Genomic DNA, 9,827 nt, shown 5'->3' with positions numbered 1-9,827 from the left:
GGAGGCAGCAGGCCACGGTCCGCCAGCTTTTCGCCCTGGACGAGCGTGATCCAGTAGAACAGGAACACGAAAACGGCCAGCGTCGCGACCAACCCAACGCCCGCTCGGGGCACGGCCAGCCCCAGCGGCACGCCCACCAACACGAAGACCAGGCACGCCAGGGCGATCGAGTTCTTTTTGTAGATCTCGACACGGTACCGATCCGCCCGCTGCCGGTCGTACTTGAGGGTCGTCGATGCTGTCTCCGCAGACGCCGCGACGGCACGCGTGCGACGGAGAGCCAGGTCGTAGACGGCTCGCCGCTCGGCGTCCTCGAGGCCGACGAGCGCGGCTCGGTGCGTCCCGATGATGGGAGCGCCGAGCGAGTCGTTGGGCGACGGGCTCGAGGTCACGATCCCGACCTCCATCTCGGGCCGCTCGCCGCCGGACTCGAGGGTGGCGCGGGTCACCTCGGCCTGGTCGTCGGCGCGTCGGTCGAGGGAGTCCACGACGGCCAGCATGTCCGACGTCCGCATGGTCCGGTCCGAACGGCCGGCGCCCTCGCGGTCCCGGCGCTCGAAGCCGCCCAAACTGGACAGGTCCAGGGCCATCCGGTAGCGGTCGAACGTCAGCCGCTCGTACTGGTCGCGCTGGGCGTTCGGCGTCCGGCGGTGGATCTCGCCGTCCTCGAGGAGAAGCGTTAGGCGCTGCCCGTCGTACTGCGATTGCAAGCGCGCGCGCTGGGCCGTCAGCTCGGACGTGCCGCCGCCGGCGCTGCGGCTCTCGAACACCGTCACGCCCACCAAGAGGCCGGCCGAGTCCTGCGGGATGTCATCGGCCCGGATGGCGTAGCCGCCGACGCCGGTAAAGAACTCGCCGGGCGTGAGCGCGAAGCCGGGCCGGCTGACCCGGATGTCGCGCCACAGCCCGTTCATCCGGTAGTTGGCCTCGGGCAGCATCTGGTTGTTGAAGACGGCCATCGCCCCGGTCAACAGCAGCCCCGCGATCATCGCCGGCCACGCCAGCCGCAACAGCGACACGCCCGCCGACTTGGCGACGAGGTAGCCCCGGCTCTCGGCCAGCTTTCCGAATGCGGCTAGGAGGGCGATCAGCCACGCCATCGGGACGGCCAGCGTCAGCATGTAAGCGAGGCTGTACGCGACCAACTCCGCCATTGCCGAGAAGGGAAGGCCCTTGCCCACCAAGTCTGGCAGGTAGGTGATCAGGAACTGCATCAGCAGCAGAAAGAGCAGCGTCACCAGCGCGGCCACGAACGGCAGCGGCAGGCTCTTGAGGATCTGGCGGTGGAGGCGCGTGAGCATCGGTCGGGAAGCTAGCGGGCCAACGCGTCACCCGGCGCACCCGTGTTCCGAGTTCGAGTGTTCGTATGGAGCCGTCCTCGAGGACGAGTCTCGTGACCCGTGCCGCCCTCGAGGCCGCTCGACTCCGCATCACCACGACGAGTCATCCCCGCGCACGCGGGCACCCATACGGTCTGCCCCTGCGCCTCATAGCTCGATTCGTCCTCGAGGTCGCGGGCGACCCACCGGGTCGCACCTACCTCTAGATCGAGTGGTGCCTCGACCTCGAGGCCGCGCTACACATCGAGGTCGGCACGGGCACACCAGCGGTGTGCCCCTACGGAAAGACCAAGCCGCGTCCTCGAGGACGCTAGCCGCGGCGCGAGTTCCGGTTGCCGCCGCGGCTGTTCCCCTTGCGACCGTCGCCGCCGCTCTGCTTCGACCTCGACTTGTGCCCTCGAGGGTTCGAGCGCTTTTTCGGGTTGGCCATCGCCTCCGCCATCGTGGGCGCGTCGAAGCCGTCGACGGTGACCTGCTTGATCTGGCGGCCCGTGTGCTTCTCGATGGCCTTGAGGTTGGCGTTCTCCGCCGCCGAGATGAACGAGATCGCGTCGCCGGTGCTCTCCGCGCGGCCCGTCCGGCCAATCCGGTGGATGTAGTCCTCCGGGATGTTCGGCGTGTCGAAGTTGATGACGTGCGAAACGCCCGGCACGTCGATGCCGCGCGCCGCGATGTCGGTCGCGACCATGATCTGGTACTCGCCGGCCTCGAAGCCCTTGAGCGCGCGCTGGCGTTGCCCCTGGCTCCGGTTCGAGTGGATCGCGATGGCGTCGAACCCGGCCCGGTCGAGCTTTTTGCGGATGCGGTCGGCGCGGTACTTGGTCCGCGAGAACACGATCATCCGGTCCACGTCCTCCGTGTCGATCAAGTGGTGGAGTAGGTCCTGCTTTTGCGCCTCGGCGATGCGGATCGCGCGCTGTGTCACCGTCGCCGCCGGGTCGCGGCGCTCGCCGACCTCGACGGTCTCGGGCTTGTACAGGATCGACTTGGCCAAGTCCTGGATTGGCGGGGGCATCGTAGCCGAGAACAGCATCGTCTGGCGCTGCTCCGGGACCGCGGCCACGATCCGGCGGACGTCCTTGACGAAGCCCATGTCGAACATCCGGTCGGCCTCATCGAGGACGAGGATGTCGACGAAGCCGAGGTCCAAGGCGCCTTCGCCCAGGAAGTCGAGCAGACGTCCCGGCGTCGCGACCACGATGTCGACGCCGTTGCGCAGCGCCGTCCGCTGCTTGCCCTTGCCGACGCCACCGTAGATCGTCGCGACGCGGAGCCCGGTGTGCTTGCCGTACTTCGCAGCCGCCTCGGTCACCTGGATGGCGAGCTCGCGCGTCGGCGCGACTACCAAGGCCCGGATCGGGCGCCGCTTGCCGCGGGACGGCTCCTTGACCAGGTAGTCGAGGATCGGGAGGACGAACGCGGCCGTCTTGCCGGTGCCGGTCTGCGCGACGCCGACGACGTCGATGCCCTTGAGGCCGATGGGGAGCGTGGCGGCCTGGACGGGCGTCGGCGTGGTGTAGCCGGCGTCTTTTACGCCCTTGAGAATGGACGGCTCGAAGCCGAAGGAGTCAAACGTCATGTCGATGCGGCGGGTGCCGGAAGCGAGGGGTCCGCTTCCAGCCTGGCACATCGGCCGGCGGCAACGGGGGAAGCTGAAAGGTCGGCCTCGAGGGCGTGCATCGCCTCCGCATGGCCTCCATGCTGAACCCGGTTCGGCATTCTCGGTTCAGGGTTCGAATGCTGCGAGAGTCCCAGTGCCCTCGACCTCGAGGTCGGCGGGGTGGCACCGAACGTTCGACCGGAGGCGTACCTCCAGCCTCGAGGTCGATTCTCCGTTGAGGTGCCACGACTTCTCGAACCCTGAACCTCGAACCCCCAACCCCACCATGCCCCTCACCGTCCAGTCGTTCGTCGTCAGCCCGTTCGCGGAGAACACCTACGTGCTCTCGTCCCAGGGCGAGGCCGCCATCATCGACCCCGGAACGTCCTCGAGGGCGGAGCGACAGGCCGTCGAGGCCTACCTCGAGGCCGCCGACCTGCGCGTCCGCCACCTGCTTCTGACGCACGGTCACCTCGACCACGTCTTCGGTTGCTACCACTTTGCCGAGCGTTTTTCGAAGGACGCCGACCACGGCGGCTGGCAACTCCACCCGGCCGACGAACCCCTCTTGCAGCACGCCGTCGTCCGGGGCGAGATGTTCGGCGTCCGCGTCGACGCGCCGCCACCACCGGCCCACGCGCTGGCGGCCGGCGACGAGATCGAGCTGGGCGACGCCGTCCTCGAGGTCCGGCACGTCCCCGGCCACTCGCCCGGATCGGTCGCGTTCTACTCCGAATCCGACGGGTTGGTGATCGGGGGCGACGTGCTGTTCCAGGGCTCTATCGGTCGGACCGATTTGTGGCAGGGCAACCTGGATGTCTTGCTCGACTCGATCCGTCGCGAGATCCTGACGTTGCCCGACGAGACCGTCGTCCACTCCGGCCACGGCCCCTCAACGACGGTCGGCGCCGAGCGTCAGTCGAACCCGTTTCTGACCGCGTGACGCCCTCGAGGTTGCGCACGATTCGCCATCTCCCGTCAACGTCATCCCGAGCGGAGTCGAGGGATCTCGCCGCGCCACGTCTCACTATGGTGCTCTGTCCGACCTCGAGGCCGATCTTCTGTCCCCGACCTCGAGGCCGCGACCGACGTAGAGACGCCCCGCGGGGCGTCTGGGTCGACCTCGATGAACCGATCTCGAGGACGGACGCTCACCACCCCCTGTCCCCCTCCTCATTCGAGAGGGGGGACTCAACCTGGCGACCTCGAGGTCGGGCGTGTGACCACCGGTCTGGGACGGCTCGGGTGCGTTCGTCCTCGAGGACGGCTACCCGCCGGGCACGTAGTACGTCGGCGCCTCCGGCCCGACCGGCAGGCCCAGCACGAACACCCACAGGTAGAACAGCGCGATCCAGCCGATCAGGAAAAAGATCGTGTACGGCAGCATCATCGCCACGACGGTCCCGACGCCCGCGCGCTTGTCGTACTTGACGATAAAGGCCAGGATCAGTCCGAAGTAGCTCATCATCGGCGTGATGATGTTCGTCGTCGAGTCGCCGATCCGGTAGGCCGCTTGGATCACCTCGGGCGAGAACCCGACCAGCATCAGCATCGGGACGAAGATGGGCGCCGTCACGGCCCACTGCGCGCTCGCCGAGCCCAGCATCAGGTTGACGAAGCAACACATCAGGATGAACGGGATGAACACGGCCGGCCCCGTCAACCCGGCAGCCTCCAGGCCGCTCGCGCCCGTCACCGCCAGAATCGCGCCCAGGTTGGTCCAGCCGAAGAAGGCCACGAACTGGGCCGCGAAGAACACGAGTACGATGTAGAGACCGAGTGTTGACATCGACTGGGACATTCCAGCGACCACGTCGCGGTCACTCTTCATGCTCCCCGTCACCCAGCCGTAGACGACGCCGGGGACCAGGAATGCGACGAAGATCAGCGCCACGATGCCGCGCAGGAACGGGCTTCGGAGCACGTCCCCGGTCTCGGGGTTGCGCAGCGCGCCGCCCTCGGGCACGACGGCCAGCGCGATCAAAGCGAACAGAGCGACCGCCGAGAACGCCGCCCACTTCAGCCCCCGGATCTCAGTTGGCGTTAGCGGGTCCATGCGCGGCGGCGGCAGGTCCTCGCTCGCGATCGACGAGTCGTACGTCCCGAGTTGCGGCTCGACGAACCGGTGCGTGACCCACGTCCCGACGCCCGCGATCAGGAAAGTGCTCACGGCCATGAAGTAGTAGTTGACCGCCGCGTGGACCTCGTACCCCGGGTCGATGAGCTGGGCCGCCTCCTGCGTGATCCCGGCCAGCAGCGGGTCGACGGTCCCGATCAGCAGGTTCGCCGAGTAGCCGGCCGAGACGCCTGCGAACGCCGCCGCCATGCCGGCCAGCGGATGCCGTCCGAGCGCGTGAAAGATCACGGCCGCGAGCGGGATCAAGACCACGTAGCCCATCTCCGACGCCGTGTTGGAGATGACGCCACCGAACACGATGGCGAGGGTCATCAGTCGGGCCGGCGCCTTCTGAACAAGCAGACGGATCGCCGCCGTCAGCATCCCCGAGTGCTCCGCCACGCCGACGCCCAAGAGGGCCACCAGGACTGTCCCGAGCGGGACGAAGCCGGTAAAGTTGGTCACCAGATTCTCGACGATCAGCCGAAGCCCGTCGCCCGAGACCAGGCTGATGGCCCGGATCATCCCGTCGTCCGCTCGCCCGGGTACGCCCTCGGGCCGAGGGTCTTGGACGGCGAGATCGAACCACCCCGCGATCCCGCTGATCACGACGATCGCGAGAGCGAACAGGGCGAACAACGTGACCGGGTGGGGAAGCAGGTTGCCCAGCCACTCGACGCCCCGCAGGAACCGAGCAAACGCACCTGTGCCCTGGGCATCAGCCGTCCTCGAGGGCGGATCGTCGTCGGCGGGTCGCGGAAACTCTTCGGGTGCGGGCGGGACGCCGGGGGGAACGTCGTCGGGGCGAGGGGTGGACATAGGCGAGGGCTCGGGTCGGCGAAGATATCGGGCCGGCGCTCCTGTGGCCGCGGACCAAGCCGGCGGAGTCTCGACTCCTGCTGTCGAACCCCGTGCTCGCTCTCGAGGCCGGCTCCGCCCGTTCAGGACGTGCTCAGCCTCCGAGGCCAATCCACCCTCGAGGACGACACGCTGGATCCCCGCCTTCACGCTGACAGAGGTAGGTAGTGGCCTCACGCCCCCACACGAGTCATTCCCGCGGAGGCGGGACCCGAGTCCTCGAGGACGGCGCAGCCAATCCAGAGCGTGCGCGGCTCCCAGACCTCCCGGTCGCGTCTCGATGAATGGCCATGCCCGGCTCGTCCTCGAGGACGACGTGCCCTCGAGGTCGGCACTCCTGATCCCCGCGTGCTCGGGGACGACGCCAGAGTCTCCGCCCTCGAGGACGAGCTACGCCCCGTGCACGTCGCCGGCCACCTCGGCCGCTGTTGCACCCGCGAGGAGCCGGAGCGACGCCGGCTCGGCCCGCTCGAGCAGTAGCCCGAGCGACAAGCTGACCAGCTCGCCCATCGTGTCGGCGTCCTCGAGGGCGGGCGCGCGGTAGTGGGCGGCCAGGCTCGCGCCGAGGGCCGCGACCGACGACGGCGGCGCGATGACGTCCTCACGCATCACGTCCATGAGGGCGTCGTAGCGCTGGCGGTTGACCCGGATGCGGCCCGCCATCAGCGCCCGCTCCTCGCGCTGGTACTGGTCGACGGTCGGCTCGGTCAGGTGCTCCAAGCCGAACGCGATCACGGCGTTGTTGCCGGGGAAGAACTGCGGGAGGTACACCTTGCGGCGGGCGTGGTGGCTCTGCTGGTCGAAGTCGATCGCCCGCATCCGATAGTGCAGCTTCTCGAAGTCCGGCGTCACGTCGACGACCCAGTTTCCCGAGTGCATGTCGCCCAAGAGCCGCACGAAGCAGCGCTCGTTGAACTTGACGAACTCCTTGGCCAGCCGGACCTGGTCGAACCGGCCCACAGGGAGCTGTTCCCGGATGAACGCGTCGCCGGGGAGCCCGATGATGTGCTCCTCGATGATCGTCTGCTCGCGCAGCGTCGGGCCGTCGACGCGGGCCAGGAAGTTGATCGAGGACGGCGACAGGATGTGCTCGAGCTCCAAGCCGTAGATCCGGCTCGCGTCGGCACGCTTGATGTAGAAGTAGTCGAAGTTCTCGTTCAAGCGGTTCACGATCCGCACGCGGAACGGGAGCGTGTTGCCGTAGAGGCACAGGTCCACGCGATCGATGTACAGGTGCTCGACGGTCGAGCGGTCGCCGGCCGACTTCAGGAGCGCGTAGGTCGTCCGAAGCGCGTCGTGGATCTCGGCCTGCTCGGACGGCCCGAAGTAGACCGTGCTCCACAGCGTGTCCTCCCCCAACTCGTCGTAGAGCGGCGCTTGCCCCACGTAGCGCGCTAGGTCGTCGTAGCTCACGCCGCCGTCGGCGATCCGCCCGTAGCCCTCGAGGTACTCTACGAGGAAGTCTGTGACCGGGTAGGCTGGCTTCTTTTTCGAGATCAGGTTGCGGACGGGCTCCACGGGTTGGGGGTTGGGGGCTGGACGGGCGGCGACGGTGGAGTTCCCGACCTCGAGGGTGGTTCAGACCGTCCTCGAGGTCGTCGCTCGTCCTCAAAGTCGCCACAACCGCTCGATGCGCACACGCGCCGTCCTCGACCGGATCATCCAGTTCGTAGGGTCGACACGTGCCGCAAGCCATCTCATGGTTGCAGAGCGAACAGTAGGCATTCCCGCGCAGGCGGGACCGCGAAGCGACGGCGTAGCCAATCTAGAGAGGGCAAGCATTATGTCGCTCGAGTCCTGGACCCCCGCCTTCGCGGGGATGACTCGGTTTAAGGCGTCGCCAATCTGCGGGACTTGTTGAGAGCGTCGCGCTCCTGCTCTTCGTCCTCGAGGTCACCGCTCATCCTCGAGGCGACTACAGCCGCTCGATGCGCACGCGCGCCGTGCCCGACCGGATCATCCCGATCTCGCGCGCGGCGGCCCGCGAGAGGTCCAGGACGCGGCCCCGCGTGAAAGGACCCCGGTCGTTGACCCGGACGAGCACGCTCCGCCCGTTCCTCGTGTTCGTGACCCGCAGCCGCGTGCCGAAGGGGAGCGTCCGGTGCGCCGCCGTCATCGCGTCGGGATTGAACCGCTCACCGTTCGCCGTGCGTCGGCCCCGGAAGCGTTCGCCGTAGAAGCTCGCTTGGCCGGTCGCGATCACGACGCCCCGCGCGGTGCCCTCGAGGGGCGCGCCCTCGAGGAAGGCGTCGATCGAGGACGAGTCCGCCGCCGCGACGACGACGCCGGGGACCGGCGACCACACCACGGCGACCGCGTCTTGAGCTAGGGCCGGCGTAGAGACCAGGAGAGCGAGGACGAGCACGCGCACGGCCTGAGTCTACCACAGACCCGCGTTCGCGTCCTCGAGGACGCGACCGCTATGCGACGGGAGCCGCCGGCGCCATCACGCGGGCGTAGAGCTCCTCATACCGGGGTACGATCGTGTCGATGTCGTAGCGGTCCACGGCGACGGCCCGGGCCGCGGCGGCCATTCGGGCATGGAGGTCGGGCTGGGTCATGATCGTCTGGGCGGCCTGGGTCATGCCCTCGAGGTCGCCGACGGGCCGCAGGAAGCCGGTCTCGCCCTCGATGTTGACCTCGGGCAATCCGCCGACGTCGCTCGACACGATGGGCACGCCGCACGCCATCGCCTCGAGGGCGGCCAGGCCAAACGTCTCCGACGCCGACGGCATCAGAAACAGGTCGGCGATGGACAGGATCTCCTCGACGGGCTCTTGCTTGCCGATAAACCGGACCTCGTTCCAGACGCCCGCCTCCCGTGCCTTGGACTCGGCCGCCGCTCGGTCGGGGCCGTCGCCGACCATGAGCAGCTTGACGCCACCGGGCTCGCCGTGACGCGCGTGCTCTCGGGGCCAGGCGCCGGCCGCGTGGAGCCGCGCGAACACCTCGACGGCGTCGACGGCCCGCTTGACCTTGCGGAAGTTGGAGACGTGCGCGATCAGGCGCTCGCCGTCCGGCGCGACCGCGCGCTTGAAGTGGTCTTTCGGCTGACGGGTGAACCGCTCCGTGTCGACGAAGTTGGGGATGACCTCGATCTCGCTGGTCACGTCGAACGAGTCGAACGTCTCGCGCCGGAGCCAGTCGCTCACCGCCGTCACGCCGTCCGACGTGTCGATGGCGTGCTCCACGACGGGCTTGAAGCCGGGGTCCTTGCCCACCAACGTGATGTCGGTCCCGTGCAGCGTTGTCACGACGGGGATGTCGATGCCCTTGCTGCGCAGGATGTCTCGGGCCAGGACGGCGCTCGTGGCGTGGGGGATCGCGTAGTGGACGTGGAGGAGGTCGAGGCCTTCGTGCTGGGCCACGTCGATCATCTTCGAGGCCAGCGCCAGCGCGTACGGCGGGTACTCGAACAGCGGGTACGTGTTGACGCGGACCTCGTGGAAGAACACGTTTTCGACCATGTGCTCCAGCCGGAGCGGAAGCGCATAGGCGATAAAGTGGACCGTGTGGCCGCGGCGGGCCAGCGCCTTGCCCAGTTCGGTCGCGACGACGCCCGAGCCTCCGAAGGTGGGGTAACAAGTGATTCCAATGGTCATAGGGCGCCCAACGCGGCATGGTGTGACGGGGTCCGCGTGCATAGAACGATCACGCGTCGGGCGTGGACCTTACCATGGCCGCGCGATAGTCCCCCGATCATGATCTCTCGTCTCGCGCAGCTCGTCCCGACACCCGTTGTCCGGTTGGCGGTCCGGCTGATGAAGTGGGTGCCCGCGCTCCGCCCGTCGCTCGAGAAGCTGGCGGGCGCCATCGCAGCAGGGGAAGGGACGATCCAGCGCGGACTCGGCCGCGGTCTGCGCTTCCACGCCGACGTCAACGTGGCCGGCTACCGGTTGGGCACGACCGAGCC

Annotated in this window: 9 protein-coding genes; 3 read left to right on the top strand and 6 right to left on the bottom strand. The window is 68.3% G+C overall.

Annotated elements, in window-relative coordinates; translation table 11 throughout:
- The coding region (locus tag WBA11_RS04085; protein ID WP_424519449.1) for an LptF/LptG family permease at positions 1-1,301 on the bottom strand (1,301 nt) is incomplete at its 3' end.
- Between the two features lie 92 nt (positions 1,302-1,393).
- Here WBA11_RS04085 and WBA11_RS04080 point away from each other — a divergent pair.
- Entirely contained in the window at positions 1,394-1,546 is a 153-nt protein-coding gene (locus WBA11_RS04080; protein ID WP_424519448.1) for a hypothetical protein, read from the top strand.
- A gap of 104 nt (positions 1,547-1,650) precedes the next feature.
- On the opposite strand, the gene WBA11_RS04075 is transcribed toward WBA11_RS04080, so the two are convergent.
- Complete coding sequence (locus WBA11_RS04075) at positions 1,651-2,919, bottom strand: DEAD/DEAH box helicase (RefSeq protein WP_424519447.1); 1,269 nt, start codon at positions 2,917-2,919, stop codon at positions 1,651-1,653.
- A 307-nt stretch (positions 2,920-3,226) separates the two neighbouring features.
- On the opposite strand from WBA11_RS04075, the gene WBA11_RS04070 reads away from it, so the two are divergent.
- Complete coding sequence (locus WBA11_RS04070; RefSeq protein ID WP_424519446.1) at positions 3,227-3,883, top strand: MBL fold metallo-hydrolase; 657 nt, start codon at positions 3,227-3,229, stop codon at positions 3,881-3,883.
- A gap of 324 nt (positions 3,884-4,207) precedes the next feature.
- Here WBA11_RS04070 and WBA11_RS04065 read toward each other — a convergent pair whose 3' ends face one another.
- The 4 genes from WBA11_RS04065 to bshA all read right to left on the bottom strand — a co-directional run bounded on the left by WBA11_RS04065 (position 4,208) and on the right by bshA (position 9,516).
- The gene (locus WBA11_RS04065) at positions 4,208-5,875 is read right to left on the bottom strand and encodes an AbgT family transporter (RefSeq protein ID WP_424519445.1); all 1,668 of its coding nucleotides are present in this window, start codon (positions 5,873-5,875) and stop codon (positions 4,208-4,210) included.
- Between the two features lie 429 nt (positions 5,876-6,304).
- Entirely contained in the window at positions 6,305-7,432 is a 1,128-nt protein-coding gene (locus WBA11_RS04060) for a hypothetical protein (protein ID WP_424519444.1), read from the bottom strand.
- 397 nt (positions 7,433-7,829) lie between these two features.
- Complete coding sequence (locus WBA11_RS04055) at positions 7,830-8,168, bottom strand: septal ring lytic transglycosylase RlpA family protein (protein ID WP_424519450.1); 339 nt, start codon at positions 8,166-8,168, stop codon at positions 7,830-7,832.
- A 166-nt stretch (positions 8,169-8,334) separates the two neighbouring features.
- Positions 8,335-9,516, bottom strand: a complete 1,182-nt coding sequence (bshA, locus tag WBA11_RS04050) for an N-acetyl-alpha-D-glucosaminyl L-malate synthase BshA (protein ID WP_424519443.1) — start codon at positions 9,514-9,516, stop codon at positions 8,335-8,337.
- A 99-nt stretch (positions 9,517-9,615) separates the two neighbouring features.
- Between bshA and WBA11_RS04045 the strand changes: the two genes are divergently transcribed.
- Positions 9,616-9,827 (top strand): hypothetical protein (locus WBA11_RS04045; protein ID WP_424519442.1); only part of this gene is annotated, 212 nt, incomplete at its 3' end.

The organism is Rubrivirga sp., assembly GCF_049648075.1.
In the GTDB taxonomy this organism is placed as follows: Bacteria; Bacteroidota; Rhodothermia; order Rhodothermales; family Rubricoccaceae; genus Rubrivirga.
This window is presented reverse-complemented; position numbering and strand designations above follow the sequence as displayed.

Excerpts from the sequence above, each read along its gene's own strand:
- bshA (WP_424519443.1), bottom strand. The coding sequence starts at position 9,516 with ATGACCATTGGAATCACTTGTTACCCCACCTTCGGAGGCTCGGGCGTC.
- WBA11_RS04075 (WP_424519447.1), bottom strand. The coding sequence starts at position 2,919 with ATGACGTTTGACTCCTTCGGCTTCGAGCCGTCCATTCTCAAGGGCGTA.
- WBA11_RS04070 (WP_424519446.1), top strand. The coding sequence starts at position 3,227 with ATGCCCCTCACCGTCCAGTCGTTCGTCGTCAGCCCGTTCGCGGAGAAC.
- WBA11_RS04065 (WP_424519445.1), bottom strand. The coding sequence starts at position 5,875 with ATGTCCACCCCTCGCCCCGACGACGTTCCCCCCGGCGTCCCGCCCGCA.